The 17,341-nt window shown below is 65.9% G+C and carries 15 protein-coding genes; 12 read left to right on the forward strand and 3 right to left on the reverse strand.

Annotated elements, in window-relative coordinates:
* Nucleotides 1–75 precede the first annotated feature (75 nt).
* Complete coding sequence (locus JHC79_RS09530) at nt 76–783, reverse strand: GAF and ANTAR domain-containing protein (RefSeq protein WP_296389998.1); 708 nt, start codon at nt 781–783, stop codon at nt 76–78.
* Between the two features lie 810 nt (nt 784–1,593).
* Between JHC79_RS09530 and JHC79_RS09535 the strand changes: the two genes are divergently transcribed.
* The 8 genes from JHC79_RS09535 (at nt 1,594) to JHC79_RS09570 (ending at nt 9,508) form a co-directional block, all read left to right on the forward strand.
* A complete protein-coding gene (locus JHC79_RS09535; protein ID WP_366782551.1) occupies nt 1,594–2,505 on the forward strand; it encodes a glycosyltransferase in 912 nt (303 codons plus the stop codon).
* The gene (gene gmd / locus JHC79_RS09540; protein WP_296390003.1) at nt 2,502–3,527 is read left to right on the forward strand and encodes a GDP-mannose 4,6-dehydratase; all 1,026 of its coding nucleotides are present in this window, start codon (nt 2,502–2,504) and stop codon (nt 3,525–3,527) included. Before JHC79_RS09535 ends, gmd begins: the two co-directional genes overlap by 4 nt.
* Nucleotides 3,528–4,529: a GDP-mannose 4,6-dehydratase gene (locus tag JHC79_RS09545; RefSeq protein ID WP_296390005.1), complete on the forward strand. Its 1,002-nt coding sequence runs from the start codon at nt 3,528–3,530 to the stop codon at nt 4,527–4,529. It abuts the gene before it with no gap.
* Nucleotides 4,526–5,182: an acyltransferase gene (locus tag JHC79_RS09550; protein WP_296390007.1), complete on the forward strand. Its 657-nt coding sequence runs from the start codon at nt 4,526–4,528 to the stop codon at nt 5,180–5,182. The genes JHC79_RS09545 and JHC79_RS09550 overlap by 4 nt, the downstream gene beginning before the upstream one ends.
* Nucleotides 5,183–5,202: 20 nt before the next feature.
* Nucleotides 5,203–6,318, forward strand: coding sequence for a hypothetical protein (locus JHC79_RS09555; RefSeq protein WP_296390009.1), 1,116 nt, complete (start codon nt 5,203–5,205; stop codon nt 6,316–6,318).
* Complete coding sequence (locus JHC79_RS09560) at nt 6,315–7,544, forward strand: hypothetical protein (RefSeq protein WP_296390012.1); 1,230 nt, start codon at nt 6,315–6,317, stop codon at nt 7,542–7,544. The genes JHC79_RS09555 and JHC79_RS09560 overlap by 4 nt, the downstream gene beginning before the upstream one ends.
* A complete protein-coding gene (locus JHC79_RS09565) occupies nt 7,541–8,653 on the forward strand; it encodes a glycosyltransferase family 4 protein (protein ID WP_296390014.1) in 1,113 nt (370 codons plus the stop codon). The genes JHC79_RS09560 and JHC79_RS09565 overlap by 4 nt, the downstream gene beginning before the upstream one ends.
* 63 nt (nt 8,654–8,716) lie before the next feature.
* Nucleotides 8,717–9,508, forward strand: coding sequence for a class I SAM-dependent methyltransferase (locus tag JHC79_RS09570; RefSeq protein WP_296390015.1), 792 nt, complete (start codon nt 8,717–8,719; stop codon nt 9,506–9,508).
* Nucleotides 9,509–9,548: 40 nt separating this feature from the next.
* On the opposite strand, the gene JHC79_RS09575 is transcribed toward JHC79_RS09570, so the two are convergent.
* The gene (locus JHC79_RS09575) at nt 9,549–11,081 is read right to left on the reverse strand and encodes a cellulase family glycosylhydrolase (RefSeq protein ID WP_296390017.1); all 1,533 of its coding nucleotides are present in this window, start codon (nt 11,079–11,081) and stop codon (nt 9,549–9,551) included.
* Between the two features lie 4 nt (nt 11,082–11,085).
* The gene (locus tag JHC79_RS09580) at nt 11,086–12,471 is read right to left on the reverse strand and encodes an O-antigen ligase domain-containing protein (protein ID WP_296390019.1); all 1,386 of its coding nucleotides are present in this window, start codon (nt 12,469–12,471) and stop codon (nt 11,086–11,088) included.
* Nucleotides 12,472–12,681: 210 nt separating this feature from the next.
* Here JHC79_RS09580 and JHC79_RS09585 point away from each other — a divergent pair, with 210 nt between their 5' ends.
* Genes JHC79_RS09585 through JHC79_RS09600 form a run of 4 tightly spaced genes read left to right on the forward strand, consistent with a single transcriptional unit; the run spans nt 12,682 to nt 17,328 of the window.
* Nucleotides 12,682–14,070 (forward strand): polysaccharide biosynthesis tyrosine autokinase, encoded by a 1,389-nt coding sequence (locus JHC79_RS09585; RefSeq protein ID WP_296390021.1) that lies wholly within the window; start codon nt 12,682–12,684, stop codon nt 14,068–14,070.
* A complete protein-coding gene (locus tag JHC79_RS09590; protein WP_296390023.1) occupies nt 14,067–15,380 on the forward strand; it encodes a lipase family protein in 1,314 nt (437 codons plus the stop codon). The genes JHC79_RS09585 and JHC79_RS09590 overlap by 4 nt, the downstream gene beginning before the upstream one ends.
* Nucleotides 15,377–16,075 (forward strand): protein tyrosine kinase, encoded by a 699-nt coding sequence (locus JHC79_RS09595; RefSeq protein ID WP_296390025.1) that lies wholly within the window; start codon nt 15,377–15,379, stop codon nt 16,073–16,075. Before JHC79_RS09590 ends, JHC79_RS09595 begins: the two co-directional genes overlap by 4 nt.
* Nucleotides 16,072–17,328: a lipase family protein gene (locus JHC79_RS09600; protein ID WP_296390026.1), complete on the forward strand. Its 1,257-nt coding sequence runs from the start codon at nt 16,072–16,074 to the stop codon at nt 17,326–17,328. The genes JHC79_RS09595 and JHC79_RS09600 overlap by 4 nt, the downstream gene beginning before the upstream one ends.
* The last annotated feature ends 13 nt before the right edge of the window (nt 17,329–17,341 follow it).

Genomic DNA, 17,341 nt, shown 5'->3' on the forward strand with positions numbered 1-17,341 from the left:
CTCATAATCCCTTGGTCGCGGGTTCGAGCCCCGCCCGCCCCACCACCGCCACCGGAACACCCGAGCTCGTGCGTGTCAGCTCGTGCGTGGTGGATGGTCGAGTGTCACCAGCCGCGCCGCGAGATCCACGATCTTGTCGTTGGTGTCCTGCGAGACCTGTCGCAACATCGCGAACGCCTGATCGGCGTCGAGGTCGTAGCGCTCCATCAGGATCCCCTTGGCCTGGCCGATGGTGTCGCGTGACGCGAGGGCCTCGCTGAACTGGTGTTGGCGGGTGTCGCTCTGCATCGCCAACGCCGCCTGTGCCGCGAACGTCCGTCCGATCTGCACCGCGTCGGGGTCGAAGGCATCCGCCTCGACCGAGTGCAGTGTCAACGCGCCCATCACATCGGACTCGCGGAACAGCGGGAACGACACGCTCGCCCGGACCGGGGTCTGCATCCGTGCGTCGCTGATGTAGTCGGGCCACCGATCGTCGGTGTCGTAGTCGTCCACGCGTACGACCCGCTGCCGCCACGCCGATTCGAGGCAGGGGCCGACGTCGTGCTTGGCCTGCAGCTCGTCGAGACGACCGGCGACCTCGTCGGTCGGGGCGAGCGACGACACCACACCGTTCTCGACCACGGTGATGCACGCGTAGGTGGCCGTGCCCACCGCCGCCGCAGCACCTGCGGTCAGCGCCGAGAGAAAGCTGTCGATGGCGGCATCCGAGACGTCGACGCCCTGCAGTTGCCGCACCTGCGACGCGAATGCTCGATACACCGCTCTGTTCTGGTTCGCCATGTCCGCGATCCTCCATCCGTACCGGTTGAACGTCGCCAGCGTCTCACGCCGGCACACGTATATCGACGGTCGACAATGCTTTGACCAGGCAATTGATACCTTCGCTTTTCAGCGTTATCGTTTCGTGATGTGCGCCGGGAGTCCGGAGTGTGCAGCGTTCGGGACGTCGCACGCAGCTGGGTTCGGCGCGTGTGTGTCGCAGATGCGCGCCGGTGAAATGTACGGTCGGCCAATTCCGCCCTGGTCGGGACTCCGGCGATCGTCAGCCGCCCTGAAACGGGCGAATTCAACTGCGCAGCCAAACAGGTCCGCGGAGGGTGATCAAGGTATGCTTACGCCCAGTCAACTGTCGATAACCGGCGTATGAGTTGTCCGCGTCACAACCGGTAACAGTGTGTCTGCGAACGGCGATACGAACTGAACTGGCAGCGCCTCGATGCGTGAGATGCAGTCATGGATCGTGGTGAGGTCCAATCCTGGTCCACCGCCGAACGAGGAGTTTCCTTGGTGAGAGTCGTCTTTCGTTCAGACGGTGCCGATGCATCGACTCGCCCCGTCAGCGACAACGAGATCCGAGGTGACGTGCCCGCAGCGTCGAAGCCGCTTCGTGTGGCGATCGCCCACGATTACCTGACACAGCGTGGTGGCGCCGAGAAAGTCGTGCTGTCGATGGCGAAGGCGTTTCCGGAAGCCGTCATTTACACGACCCTGTACGACCCGGACAACACCTATCCACAATTCAAGGGTATGGATATCCGTGTTTCGCCCCTGAACAGAATCGGTGCGCTGCGACGAAATCATCGTGCGGCGTTGCCACTGCTGCCTTTGGCGGCCTCGTCGATCCTGATCGACGCGGACGTGGTGTTGGTCAGCTCGAGCGGGTGGGCACACGGGTTCCGCACCACGGGGAGCAAGGCCGTCTACTGCTACTCGCCGGCCCGCTGGCTCTACCAGCCCGAGTCCTACCTCGGAGACGCCGCCGGCTGGAAGAAACGGGTCGCTCTCGCGGCGATGACACCCGCACTCAAAGCCTGGGACAGACGCGCCGCACGCTCGTGCGACGCGTACTTCGCGATCTCGAACGCGGTGGTCGACCGGATAACCGCGGCGTACGACCGATCGTCGACTGTGTTGCCCGCGCCCGCGACCATCGAGACGGAGGAGACCCCGGAACCCGTCGCGAGTGTGGAGCCCTGGGTCACCGAGGGCTACTACCTGTGCATCTCCCGGTTGCTGGCCTACAAGAACGTCGACAAGATCATCGAGGCCTTCCGCGGCACGGACCGCCGACTGGTGGTGGTCGGTCGCGGTCCCGAAGCGGACAATCTTCGGCGGACCCTGCCCGACAACGTCCGAATGGTCTCGGATCTGTCCGACAGCCAGATCGCCTGGTTGTACCGCAATTGCGCTGCCGTGGTCGCCGCGAGTTACGAGGACTACGGCCTGACCCCGATCGAGGGCGCCGCCTACGGCAAGCCCGCTGCTCTGCTGCGGTGGGGAGGGTTCCTGGACACGGCGATCGAGGATGTGACGGCCGTCTACTTCGACGAGCCGGAACCGGCACAGATCAGGGCTGCGGTCACCCGACTGGAGACCATCAGATGGGACCGGCGCAGGATCGTGGAGCACGTCCTCCGGTTCAGCGACGAACACTTCGCCGCCCAGCTCTACGACATCGTCGACAACCTGGCCTCGACCGGCACCAGAAAGGTATCCCCGTGACCGCCAAGCGTGCGCTGATCACCGGAATCACCGGACAGGACGGCCTCTATCTATCGGAGCTGCTGCTGTCCAAGGGCTACGAGGTCTGGGGGCTGATCCGAGGACAGAACAACCCCAAGATGGAGTTGCTGCGCGAGATCCTGCCCGATGTCCGCATCGTGACCGGCGACCTGCTGGACCTGTCGAGCCTGATGAAGTCGATGACCCTCGCACGACCCGACGAGGTCTACAACCTGGGGGCGATCTCCTTCGTCGCCTACTCCTGGGAGAACGCCCGGCTGACCACCGACGTCACCGGCGGTGGCGTGCTGAACATGCTGGAGGCGGTGCGTCTGTACCAGGACATCGCCGACCACGAGGTGAAGTTCTATCAGGCGTCGAGCTCGGAGATGTTCGGTCGGGTTCAGGAGGTCCCACAGAGCGAGACGACGCTGCTGTGGCCGCGGTCTCCCTATGGCGTCGCGAAGGTCTACGGCCACTACATGACCATCAACTATCGCGAGTCCTACGGGATGCACGCGAGCTCGGGCATCCTGTTCAACCACGAATCCCCGCGTCGCGGAGTCGAATTCGTCACCCGCAAGATCAGTCAGGCGGTCGCCCGTATCGCCACCGGCAAACAGACCACGGTGTCGTTGGGCAACCTCGACGCCAAGCGCGACTGGGGATTCGCCGGAGACTACGTCGAGGCGATGTACCTCATGCTGCAGCAGGAGACCGCCGACGACTACGTCATCTCGACCGGTGAGACGCACTCGATCCGCGAATTCCTCGACATCGCCTTCGGGACCGTCGGTATCGACGACTGGTCCGGACACGTACACGTCGATCCGCGCTTCTTCCGCCCGGCCGAGGTCGATCTGCTGATCGGCAGTTCGGCCAAGGCGCACGAGAAGCTCGGGTGGAGACCGAAGGTGTCGTTCGAGGACCTGGTCACGATGATGGTGGAGAGCGATCTGGCCGCCGAGGGCGGCACCGGTGCGGGCGGGGCCCCGGCGTCGGCGATCCGCGCCGGAGCCTGAGTGACCACGTCACCACCGACCGCACTGATCACCGGGGTTCACGGGCAGGACGGCTCCTACCTCGCCGAACGGTTGGTGCACGACGGCTGGGCGGTGCACGGTGTCCATCGTCCGGGCTCGGTCTCGACGCCGGGAGTGCCGGTGGTCGACCGGATCATCTCGCATGCGGTCGATCTCGTCGACGAGAACGCGACGACCCGATTGTTCGACGAGGTGGCGCCGCGGTACGTGTTCCATCTCGCCGGTATGTCCTCGGTCGGTCGGTCGTGGCACGATCCGATGAACACGGTTCGGGTCAACGCGCTCGCGACCACCTCGCTGCTCAACCTCGCTCATCTGCAGCAGGAGCGGTCGGGTGAACCGGTGGTTTTCGTGAACGCCTCGAGTTCGGAGATCTTCGGTGCCGCCCGCGAGGGTGCCCGCACCGAGGACGATCCCCTCGCCCCGACATCCCCGTACGGAGCGACCAAGGCCTACGCGCACCAACTCGCGACGGTCTACCGCACCCGAGGTCTGGCGGTGTCGAACGCCATACTCTTCAACCACGAATCACCCCGCCGCGGAATCGAGTTCGTCACGGGCAAGATCGCCCACGGCGCCGCACTGATCGCACGGGGTGAGCGGGACCATCTCGCCCTCGGCGACCTCAGTACTCGACGGGACTGGGGCTGGGCGCCGGATTATGTCGACGCGATGCTGCGGATGGCACTCACCGGCACCGGCGACGACTACGTGATCGCCACCGGGATATCACATTCGGTTCGCGACTTCGTCGCCGCCGCGTTCGCGGCGGCGGGTATCGAGGACTGGGAACGGCATGTGGTCACCGACGAGGCGCTCATGCGTCCGGCGGACCCCACCGACTGCGTCGGTGATTCCCGGCGAGCACGAGAGGTGCTCGGCTGGGCGCCCACACGCGGGTTCGAGCAGATCGTCACAGCAATGGTCGAGGCACACATGAGCGATCGCCTCGACCGTGCACGAAACAAGGAGAAGGTGTGACCGCAAACAGTGAGAAGCGTCCCGACCTCCCGGCCACGCCGGAGGAACCGACCAAGACCCTCACTCTTCCCGACCCACCCGGCTGGAAGACACGATGGAGCTTCGAGGAGCTGTCGTTCTCCTACAAAGTCCGCAATCGGATCGGCGGGCTGCTGTTCAACACGCTGGTGACGCACATCCCCTTCCATTTCATCCGACGCAACTACCTCAAGTTGTTCGGGGCCACGATCGGTGAGGGCACGACCTTCCTGCGTGGCCTGCAGGTGTTCGACATCGATCTGTTGAACATCGGGAAGAACTGTTCGATCGGCTTTCGCGTTCTGTTCGATGCGCGCAGCGGTATCGCGATCGGGGACAACGTGGTGATCGCCAGCGACACCCAGTTCATCGCCGGTGGCCACGACCCCAACCACAAGGACTTCCCGCCCGTTTTCGCGCCGCTGCAGGTCGGCGACTACGCGTGGGTGGCGACCCGCGCGATGGTGCTCGGTGGTGCACACATCGGACGTGGCGCCGTGGTGGGCGCGGCGGCCTGCGTCACCCGTCCGGTCAACGACCTCGAGATGGTCGCCGGTGTCCCGGCCCGGGTGAAGTCGATGCGCAACCCGGATGCCCTGCAATACGTTCCGTATTATCGGCCCCTGTTCTACTGACGAGGGTGAACCCGACGGACATGACTGACCACACGCCCGATCCCGTCGCCCCGTCGCGGGTCATCTACATCGCGCCCGAGTCGCGGGCGGGCGGGGTCGGCCATTACGCCGACGTGTTCGTCGAGGCGCTCCGTGGCCGGGTCCCCGACGTCGTGGAGATCCGGCATCCCGGTCCCGGCGAGGACACCGTGCGCGCGCTCATCAGGCGACGGCGCGCCATACGCGGACACCTCGCCGATCGTCAGGACGCGGTGGTGCACAGCGAGATCTCCGGTGGGTCGGTCGAGTCGTTCTGGCCCACAGCTTTTCTCGAACGGCGACACGGCCCTGTTCACAACTCGATGACCGTGCACGATCCGCCGGGACTGGTCTGGTGGCCGCTTCGGACCCGACTGCTCTCGCGGAGCAAATGGCTCAATCACGGAGTGCACGTGCCCACCGTCGCGCTCGCCCGCCGGTCGGAGAAGTGGGTGGCGGGGACGCGGACCCTGGTGGCACTCAGCCGCATGGGTGCGAGAGCCGCGCAGGAGCGCTATCCGCGGGCATCGGTCCATCACATCCCGCACTTCGTGGTCGAACGCGCGGAGATACCCGCCGCCGTCGACCGTCCGCGAGCGGTCGGTCTGTTCGGGCTCGTCTACCGCGGAAAGGGTTTCGATCAGGTCGCGGCGATCCGGGCCGCTCTGGACCCGAGCATCGCGCTACGGATCGCGGGTCGCGGAACCGAGTCGCTGCCTGCCATCGACGGTGTCGAGATCCTCGGCGGGCTCGACGGCACCGCTCTCGACGACTTCTTCGCCTCGATCCGCGCCCTGGTCGTGCCCTACGGGAATCGGAGCCAGTTGAACTACGGACCGGCCTACCCCGCTTCGGGCGCGGTGGCGCATTCCATCGCCTATCTCACGCCGATGGTCAGCACCGCTCACGGCGCGCTGGCCGAGATGCGTGACGACGGCGGTGCGGTCGTCATCGACTCCGGCGACGAGAACGTCGCGTCCGCTCTGGCGATCGCCGCGGGCGAACTCGTCGACGACGACGATCGGCTACGGCGACTGAGCGCTGAACTGTCGATTCTCCGGACTCGTCGCAGTCCGGCGAACGTCGTCGCCCAGTTCACGGATCTGTGGGCGCGATGAGCGACGTCGACGGCACACCACTGATCGGCAAGCCGGCCGAGGATCTGACCGGTAGACAACACATCACCAAGGCGTTGGCCGCGGCGATGTGGACCTACGGTGGACGCGGCACGGGCCTGCTGTGGACGGTGACCCTCATCGCTCAGATCGGTGTCGGCGGCTACGGCCAGTACGCGATGGCCTTCGCCATCGGCGCCATCGTCTCCGCACCGATCGACAATCCGTTCGCGGTCCGCTCGATACGTGAGAGCGAGGAGCGTTTCCGGGCCGAACGGTCGCTCCGCGTGATCATCGCGGTGAGCATGATCGTCCTGGGGATCATCCTGTACCCGGTGTCCTACCTGCTGTGGTTCGGTCTCGTGGCCAGCGGCGGCGAGATGGTGTTCGCGGCGTACAAGAGTCGCCGTCACCGAGATGGTCACCCCGACAAGGTCCAGCGAATGGACACGACGCGGCAGGTGTCGGCCGTGATCCTCGGTGGCGGTTACCTGTATCTGGTCCCGGACCCGACTCTCGCGATCGCCAGCATCCTCTACGCGATCCCGTACCTGGTCGTCGCGCTGATGGCGATCAGGGTCGTGTGGGGTGACCGCCCGGCCTTCCCCGGTCCGATCAAGATGGCCGCCGTCCTGTTCGGCGAGAACCTCGCGACGGCGCTCTACCTACAGGGAGACGTACTGCTGCTGGGCTTCCTCACCGACAGCACCGTCGCCGGTTACTACTCGGTCGCGGTGGTGTGTGCGTGGGCCGTCGCCCAGGTCGGTGCGGCGCTCGGCGGGACGTATCACGAGAAGTTGCGAGACGGTGCCGGCACGCTGAGTTCCGGTCCGCCGCTCAAACACACGGTCTCGCTGGCCGGCGCTGCCGCCCTGCTCCTCCTGCTGGCAGGCATCGTGATGGAGATCCTGCCCCTCGCAACCGAACTCGCGACGTCGGTGATCATCATGTCCGCGTTCGTCTTCTTCCGCGTCATCAATTACGTCTACACCACGATCCTGTCGATCCAACGTCGCGACGTGGTACGCAGCGGCGCGGCGGCGGTGGTGGTCCCGATCAAGTTGGGGTTGGTGACGCTGTTCGTCTCGATCGGTGCGGTCGGTGCCGCCATCTCCTCGGTGATCGCCGACGGGATCCTGCTCGCCATCTACTTCTACGTACTCAACCGCCCACCCAGGGCGCTACAGAATGTGCCGCACGCCAAGCACCGGATGCCGGACAACTCATGACCCACACGACATTTCTGCTCTCCAAGGATCCCGAGACCGAACACGGCGGGGACATGGCCATGGCGCGCGTTCTGATGGCGATCGCACGCGAGCAGGTCGACGAGGTGACGGTGATCTGTCTGTCCTCGGCGGCGTCGTCGTCCACGCCCGGGATGACCCGTGTGCCCAAGCCCCGCGTCGATCCCGTACGTCTGCTCGTCGGGAGTGCGCGCAAACGGATGAGCCTGTGTCACGTGCGGTACGACGTCCCCGAACTCACATCCGCGATCGACGGATCCGATGCCGATGTCTACGTCGCCGTGCACAGCTACATGGCCGAGGCATTTCTCGCGTCCGGGCGGCGGGACGCGGCGAAGCTGACGATCAGTTCGGAGGTCTCCGAGTCGTTGATCTGGCGTCTCACCCGGGGAATGGTCGGGCGCATGGAAGCGCCGCGTATCGAGCGCGACGAACTGCGCGTGGCGTCGGCGGCGACGCTCGTCGGCACCTACGACCGCGACGAGGTCGACCGGTATCGCGCGCGGGGGGTGGACTCCGCACTCTGGCTGGACCTGACGTTCCCCGCCGATCGTCGGCTCGATCTGACCCAGACCGCGCCACGCCTGGTGTTCATGGGAACGAGGACCTTTCCTCCGAACGAGGAGGCCTTCGGTGAGGCCGTACGGCTGTGGCCACGGATATCGGCCGGGATACCGGACGCCGAGTTGTGCATCATCGGTGAACCCGCGGCCGGCGGCTCGAAATGTACGCTGCCACCGGGTGTCCGAGACCTGGGCTTCGTCGACGATCTGCATGCGTTCCTGGGGACCTGCCGGGCGATGATCGCGCCCATCCGTACCGGGGGAGGGGTTCGCGTCAAGATTCTCGACGCGGCCTCGAAAGGACTGCCCATCGTCGGCACACCCGCAGGCGTCGGTTCGCTCGGCCCGGTACTCGACGTCGCCGAGTTCGGCGACGACGCCGGGTTCATCGATCAGTGTCGTCGGTACCTGCTCGATCGAGATGCCGCCGTACGCGACGGTTCGGCGCTGTTCGATGTCAACGCCCAGCGGTGGGAAGCGCGGATTCCGCATGCCGCGGTCGAGCGACTCGTCACCGCACGCCGCTGAACCACGACGATCCGTTCGCCCGAGGGCAAGCCAGTTCGCGCAGGGTCCGTTAGTGTTTCGGGTGTGGCCGCACTGGAGAAGACCTTGGAGAACTACAACCGCGTGGGGAGACGTCTGGTCGAGGGTTACACCAAGCCGGAGGTGTTTCCACTGCTCAAACACATCGACGAGGTGCAGCGCGAACTCGGGGTGTCCGGCGGTGCGGCCGAGATCGGTGTCCACCACGGCCAGTTGTTCCTCGCGCTGTCACTGCTGGAGAGTCGCGCCGTCGCGATCGATCTGTTCGACGATCAGGACGCCAACATCGACAACTCCGGGAAGGGCGATCTCGGTCGCTTCCGCACGAATCTCCGTCGCTGGACCGACGGTGACGTCACGATCCACGCCGGGGACTCGACGGCGTTGACAGCCACCTCGATCCCCGAGCTGTCCGACATCCGACTGTTCAGTGTGGACGGCGGTCACACAGCCCAGATCGTCCGTTCGGACATGACACTGGCGGAGTCGGTGCTCGTCGACGGCGGGGTCGTCATCGCCGATGACGTCTTCAACCAGTACTGGCCCGGCGTCTGCGTGGGCACGCTCGAATACCTCCGCACCGGCGGTCTGCGTCCGTTCGCGATCGGGCACAACAAGGTGCTGTTCACCCAGCCGGAGTACTGCGAGCGCTACCGCGCGCACCTTGTCGCGGCGTACGAGAACTCCTTCTGGACCGCGCTCGACGAGTCCTCGTTCGACGGCAACCCGGTGACCGTTCTCGTCCGCGTACCGAGGAAGCCCGTGCACGCACTCCGGCGGAGCAGCACCGCACGACGCGCCTACCACCGCGTCCTGGGCCTGCTTCCGGCTCGCTGACCGCGGGCGGCTGTTCGCCCAACCTCAGCCGGCTCAGGTGTCATCTGAGCGTGGCGACTCCGCCGACATCTGAACTCCACGTGATGAATCCGTGTTCGAAGGTGACCATCACGCCACCGCTGCTCTGGGGTACCTCGTCGGTGATGGCCAGTCCCAGGTTCGGCGTCCAGACCGACGTGATGCCGTCACCGGCGACATGCGCGCCCGTCTGGGGTGAGTAGTAGACGCGGAGCCCGTTGGCCAGGTCCTGACGGCCCGCCACCAGGGGTGTGCGCGGGTAGGTGCCGAACTCGGCGATGCGGGCGACCACCGGTGCGGGCGCACTGATGAATCCGACGGGCGTCTCGTACACGGCACCGTTGAGATGCATCCTCAGAAACCTCCCGGTGTTCGCGATCGGCACGACCGGACTGACGATCTCGCCCAGAGACGTCTCGACCGGTTCCCGTTGGAACCGTGTGAACTCCGGTGTGTCGGGTACACCGTCGCGGGCGAACCCGGCGAGCGTCGCCAGCGCCGGCTTGGGGCTCCGATCGGTTCGGAGGAGTCCGAAATTGTTCTCGGGGTCGCCGTCGCCGGTTGCCAGGTCGCGGTCGGTGAAATAGAACACCGGACCGGCATAGGGCAGTTCTCTCCATTTCTCCGCAAAATCGGTGAGCATCTCATTTTGTCGGGCCTCGGTGACCGTCGATGTCGGTACGCCGTATTCGGTTGCCCAGATCTTCTTTCGATCATCGCCATTGGCGATCATTAATTTTCGAATCGCGGTCAGTTGTTGCCCCGGTGAATCGCGGAGTAGCCACGCGGCGGACAGGCTCAGGTCGTTCTTGTAGGGATGAAACGAAAGTGCGTCGAAGTTACCGCCGGCTCCAGCGGCATACATCGATCGCAAGAACGCGACGGGATCTCGGGTGGACGGTGAATCGACAACTGCGCCGAGTGAACCTGCTATGACCGGCAGGGCGGGATCGACGGCCTTGACCGCCCGGTAACCGGCGCGGAGTAGGGCGGTGTAGGAAACCGGGTCCGGTGTCGGGTTGTAGAACAACGCGCCGTTGGGCTCGTTCCACATCTCGTAGGCGGTGATCTTGCCGCGATAGCGCGCTGCCACCGCCCCCACGAACCGGCCGAAGGCCTGTGGGTCCCCCGGTTCGGCGTAGGGCCCACTGGACCCGGGTGCCGCCGCCCAGGCGGGCGTGCTGGCGATGCTGGCGACGATGCTGAGCCCCCGCGCCACCGCATCGTCTACGATCCGGTCCGTGACACCCCAGTCATAGGCGCCGGCGTCGACGGGTTGCACGAGCCCCCACGCGATCGGCAGGCGAATGGATCGCAGCGACGTCCGTTGTGCGAGGTCATACGTCGCGACCGTCTGGTCGCGGGACTCGAAGTACGGCGCAGTCGACAGCGCCAGACCCTGCACCACTGCCGCGGGGCGGAACTCCGTGGTGGCCGCGGGTGCCCGGCTCGGTTCGTCGCCGTGCGGATCGCCGCCCGAGCACTGGACGAGCGCCGCCGAGATGATGCAGATGACGAGCATCGAGGCGAAGCGCCGCGTCACCGGAGCGATCACGTGCTTACCGGCTGACGGGTTGAGGTGGAACGGCGAGAAGGTCGTGATCCGGCGACGAATGTTTTGTCGACGATTCTTTTGCCATGTCGGACGCATGTATCAGGAACACCAGCAGAAAGGAAAGTCCGGCAGTACTCACAGGAATGGTGACGGTGCCGATATCGAGCTGCATCGTGATGAGGAAGAAGCCGATGAAGCTGCCACCGTACAAACCGAGATTCCACTGGTCGGATCTCAGGCATCGGTATCCGAGCGTGCAGCTGTACAACATTCCGATCACAAAAGTGATTCCGACCAGGACCCCGCCGCGATACACCGACAACAGCGGGGCATTGGCCACGAAATTGGTGGTGAATGCCAGCGCCGGATCCTTGAATTCGGGAAGGCCCCAGCCCCGGCCGAAAATCCACCGTCCGGTGAGGGCGCCCGGGAAATCGCGGATTGCGTCCAGGCGGGCCGACGATCCGGTGTCCTGGCTGCTGAAAGAGGTCAGCAACCGGTTGCGGATCTGTGGCACCGACAGTGCGGCGCAGAATCCCAGCACGAAAGTCGCGATGATGCCGGTTCGCTGCCGCACGCTGAGGCTCTGGAAGACGAGCATCATCACCACTCCGAAGACGAGCGCGAACAGCGAGGCGCGGCTCAACGTGAGGATGAGGCAGACCAGGAGGATGCCCCCGAGCACGAATCGTGTCCACCCCGCGAACACGATGACGCAGATCAGGAGCGCGACGAGTATGCCGATACCCGCGGCGTTGGGGTCGAGGAAGGTGCCGGCCAGTCGAGCGGTCGGCTTGTCGCCGCTGTAGACGTAACGAGTCGATTCGGCCTCGGTTCCGTAGCCCAGGATCGACAGCGACTTGAGTACCTTCCCTGCCGGGTCACCGAAGACGATCCCCATGGCAAGCAGACCGGAAAGCGTTGTGGCGCAGACATACACCTGCCCGAACCGGAAGACCTGCGACCTGGGAAGTCGCATGAGGGCGATGACCAGGGAGACCGCCGCCGCCCACTTGACGAACTCCATGATGTCGACCGGGGACCCCGCGGTGACCACCAACGACAGGAAGGACATGAGCAGCAGCGCGATCACGAACCACTCCATCGTGGAGATCTTCTTGTTCTCCACCGGGTGCACGAGGGTGGCCAACAGGAAGCCCATGGCCAGACTGAACACCATCGGGACGTGCACGCCCGGGAGGTAGCCCGCCGGGAACAGTCCGGCGGCCCCTGCGGTCGCCCACAGCAGCCAGGTCGGGTGACGCAGCCCGACGAACACACCGACGATCAGGGCGAGTCCTGCCAGTGCGGCGATGAGAATCGAGCCGCCCAGCAGTATCGAGCCGAATGCGCCGGCCGCGGCGAGCACGACGATGAGGGGTCCGATCACGATCACTTGCTGATCTTTGCATCCGAGGGGCGATATGCAAGTCCGGTCGCGTTTCTCGCCACAGTTGGCGTGGCACGCGGCCGGTGCCTCCGGGTTATAGTTGGGCGGCCCGCGCGTAGATGGCGTCGGTGGTTTTATCGAGGGCGAGAAAAGTCGTGCGGATCAGGTGCCAGCGGCCGGTTTGCCAGGAACATCGAGGGGGTCTGTCGCGTGGCAATTCGCGAGTATGTACGGATATTCGTGAAATTCTGGTGGGTGATTGTTCTGCTCACGGTGGTCGGTGCCGGTGGCGGGTTTGCCTACTACCAGTTCGGCACGACTTCTGAGTACGCCGCCACGGCGCGTCTTTTTGTCACCGCAGAAGGCGGAACCTCGGTCGGCGAGTCGTACCAGAACAACCTCTTCGCGCAGGAACGCGTCAATTCCTACGCCGCGATCGCCACCAGCGATCAGGTCGCCCGGCGCGCATCGAGCGCCCTCGGTGGCGCGATCAGCCCCGATGACCTGCGCGGCGCGACGACCGCCGCAGCGGTACCCAAGACGGTGATCCTGGCCGTGACGGTGACGAACGGCGCACCGCGACGCGCCCAGTCGTACGCGAATGCGGTCGCGCAGGAGACGGCGGCGGTCGTCCAGGAACTCGAGACCTCTCGACGCGGCGGTGCGGCCGCGGCGACGGCGATCGTCCTCGACGATGCCGACCTGCCCTCCACCCCCACCGGCTACGGCTGGAAGATACTCGTGGCCGCGGGAGCCTTCGTCGGCCTGCTGCTCGGCGTACTGGTCAGCCTCGCCATCGCGGTGCTGGACCGCCGCATCAAGACTGCCGACACCCTCACCTCCGAGGACGGTCTCCACGTGTTGGCCGAGGTGCCGGACAGCGACGCGGTGGCGGCACCCGTCGTCGCGACGTCGTCATCCGCGGACCTGACGGCCTACCGACGGCTGCGTACCAACCTCCGTTTCATCGGCGCCGCCGCCTCGGGTTCGAGCTCGGCGCCCCGCGTGGTGACGGTGGCAGGTCCGGGCGACGGTGCCGGTCGCACCAGCGTCGCGGTGGGACTCGCCGTGGTCTTGGCCGACGCGGGCCACGACGTGCTGCTGATGGATGCCGATCTCGCCGCCGGAACGGTGGGCAGCGCCTTCGGGAAGTCGACCACGCGCGGACTGTCGGCTCTCATCGTCGGTGAGGACGATCTCGCCTCCAGCGTCGTCCGGATCCGCGACAACCTGTCCATCCTGGCCTGCGGCCCCCATCCGCCGAATCCGGGCGAGCTGATCGCCTCCGACGGATTCGAGAAGACGTTGCGACACGCCCGGGAGAGGTTCGATCACGTCATCATCGACAGCCCCGCCACCGACACCAGTTCCGATGCGGTGGTGTGTGCTGCCCTGTCCGATGTCGCGATCCTGGTGGCGCGTGCCAACAAGACGACGAGGTCGTCACTGCGCACGTCGGCCAACGCCTTGACGTCGGTGGGTGCACGGGTGGTGGGTGTCGCGTTGACCCACACGAAAGCCCCACGAGCGCAGAAGCCGGGTCACACGAGCGATGGTGATGGCGCGGGAGGCGACGAGAACCCGCCGGAGAAGGCGTGAACTCCCGACCTCGTCGAGCGGGATCTGACGCAGCGGCGGGGACACGCGGGAAACGGGCGCTGCGTCTGTTCCTCGCGCTGACGACAATCGCGATCGCGGTGGTCTCCTGTGCGACCGCCCCACCCGACAACACCTCGATACCTCTGCGGCCCTACGAGCCGTCGACGCCACTGGTGTCTGCGTTCCCGACGCCGTCGATCACCAAGCCGGTGGACAACCGCAATCCCGGCTCTGTCGTCTCCGTTGCCGATCCGACCGAGGCGGTCGACGGCGATCTTCTCGCGGTCGGCGCCACGGTCAAGCGGATCGTGTACCGCTCCACCTCGGGAATCGACGACTCCCCGACGCTGGTGTCGGGAATCGCGGTCATCCCGAACGGTCCGCCGCCCAACGGTGGGTGGCCGGTGGTCGCCTACGGGCATCCGAGCTCGGGCGTCAAACCCGTGTGTGCCCCGTCACTGTTCAGCTCGATGCTGGGCAATGCCGGAGTCCTGGCCGCACTCGTGGTGGGCGGCTACGCCGTGGTGATGTCGGACTATCAGGGGCTGGGGCAGCCCGGGTACGTCCACCCGTTCCTCGACTCGAAGACGTACGGCAACAACATGATCGACGCGGTCCGCGCGATCCGTGCGATCGCACCCGAGAACGTCAGCACCCAGTGGGTGGCGTACGGCTCGTCGCTGGGAGGTCTCGCGGCCTGGGCTGCGGCGGACCGCGCGACCGCGTACGGGCAGGGACTGACGCTGCTCGGAACCGCGGCGATCTCGCCGTTCGCGGACATGACCGAGCTCGTCGATCGCGCGGTGGACGGCACGATGACCCGGGATCAGTACCCGCTGTACATCTATCTGCTGCAGACGATGTCGCAGACGTACCCGTCGATGCGACTCGACGACTACCGGTCTCCGTTCGCCCGCAGTGTCTGGGCGACAGCACTGGAATGCCTGCCCTCGGCTCGCACCTCGCCGGACGACATCGTGCGTGCGCTGACCTCGCTCGGTCCCGATGACCTCCGTCCTGCGTCGCCGGCCGCTGCCGCCTTCGTGCGATCGAAACTCGCCGAGCGCGCGTTGCCGATCGGCACCAACCCGGCGCCCACCCTGGTGACCTACGGCACCGACGACCAGTCCAGTCCACCGCAATGGACCGAGCGCGCGATCGCGCGTTCGTGCGCGAACGGCCAGAAGCTCGACGTGATCAAACGAGTCGGTGAGACCTCCGCAGAGCTCGACGCCGGTCAGTCGGTGGCGTTCATCAACACCGTGCGAACGAGCGGTTGGACCTTCACGAACTGCGAACAGCGCCCGTGAGGTCTCCGTCCACCTCGACGGTCGGTGACTACGGGCGATTGATGGGCCGTTTCTGGCTCGTGGTGTTGATCGCGGTGTGTGCGGGCGGCGCCGCGGGATTCGCGGCCAGCACGCTCCAGTCACCGCACTACGAGAGCGAATCACGGGTGCTCATCACCGTTCCGGGCCCGCCCTCGGTGACTGCCGGTTTCGTCGGTGATCTGGCGGGGCGGCTCCGCGCGGAGTCCTACCGCAACCTCGCGACCACCGACCAGGTGCTCCGACGTGTCATCGCGGCGGATCGCGAGCACGTGCTCGGGGACGACCTCACCGTGGCCGACCTCCTGGAACGGATCACCGTGACGACCTTCACCGACAGTGCCGTACTCGCAATCCACACCCAGGGCGACACCGCGGATGCCGCGGTCACACTGGCGACGGCGGTGGCGGTCCAGATGCGTCAGGTGGTGGTCGAGGTGGAGTCGACGCTGGTCGGTACGGAGAAGTTCGAACTGCAGATCGTCGATCCCGCGCAGCCGGCGGTGGAGGTCCCGGAGACATCCGCGGTCACTGCCGTCGGACTCGGCGCCGGCATGGGATTCCTCATCGCCGCGATCATCTTGATCGGCCTCGACGCGGTGCGAGACCGCATCTCGGACAAGAACGATGTGCACCACACGTTGAGAGATCTCGGGACAGCAGGAGGTACGCCATGATCGCTGCACGCCGATCGAGGACGGTCCGGGTGCGCCTCGCCGTCGTGCTCGCATGCGCGGTCGTGGTGGTCGCGGGCTGCGGCGGCTCGACCGATTCCGGCTCGGCGTCGCTCGCCACCGATGACGAGTCGATCGGCGCACCCCTGCAGTTCGATTCGAGTGGAACGGGCCCCGGCAGCCTCGTGTCCGCAACCGACATGCCGCTGCTCGACCGACGCGTGACGTCGCTTGCCTCGCTGTCGGCCCGCGTGCAATATCGCTCGACGTCCGGGATCGACGACTCCGAGTCGACGGTGTCCGGTTCGGTGTTCGTGCCGAGCGGTGCTGCCCCCGAGGGTGGGTGGCCGGTGGTTGCGTTCGGTCACGGAACCACCGGCGTCCTCGGTGAATGCGGTCCGTCACTGGACCCGACGCTTCTCGGGGTGTCGGTCGTGGTGACCGCGCTCCTACGCATCGGATATGCGGTGACGGTTCCTGACTATCAGGGCCTCGGGATCCCGGGGGGTACCGACCCGACCCACCCGTATCTCGACGCGACGACGGAGGGCATGAACCTGATCGACTCCGTCCGCGCCGCTCGCCGCCTGTCGTCGATGGTGTCGAACCGGTGGGTGGGGTTCGGTATCTCGCAAGGCGGGCAAGCGGTCTGGGCCGCGAACGTCCTCGCTCGCTCGTATGGATCGGATCTGTCCCTCAAGGGCACGGCGAGCGTCTCGCCGATCGCAGACCTGAGACCGCTGGCGGATTCGGCGGCGGACGAGTCGTTGTCGGAAGACCAGTACGGGTCGATACAGTGGCTCCTGCTCGCCCTGAAGCACGAGAACCCCGGTCTCGACCTCGACGACTTCCGCCGTGGAGTGGTCACGTCGAAGTGGGACATCCTGTCCCAGTGCTCGCCGCAATACGCACAGGAACGCACGATCGCGGTCAAGGCGATCACCCCCGACGATCTCCGGCCGGCGTCTGACAGCGCGACAGCAACGCTCCGCGAGTACTTCGCCAAACGAAGTGTTCCCGAGGTCAGGGCCAGTGCACCCATGTTGGTGCAGTACGGCGACAAGGATGTCCTCGCGCGTCCCGAGTGGACGACCGGTGCAATTGCACGTGCATGCCGAATCGGCGACAATATCGAGGCGGACCTGCAATCGGGTAAAGGTCACGCCGATGTCGACAGTTCTACGGCGTTGTCATGGCTCCGAAGTCGTTTCGAGGATGGACCGACGAGGAGTACATGCGGCAGCGTCGCTCGCTGATATGAGGACGGAC

The sequence above is a fragment of the Williamsia sp. genome (genome assembly GCF_016462415.1).
Lineage (GTDB): Bacteria > Actinomycetota > Actinomycetes > Mycobacteriales > Mycobacteriaceae > Williamsia_A.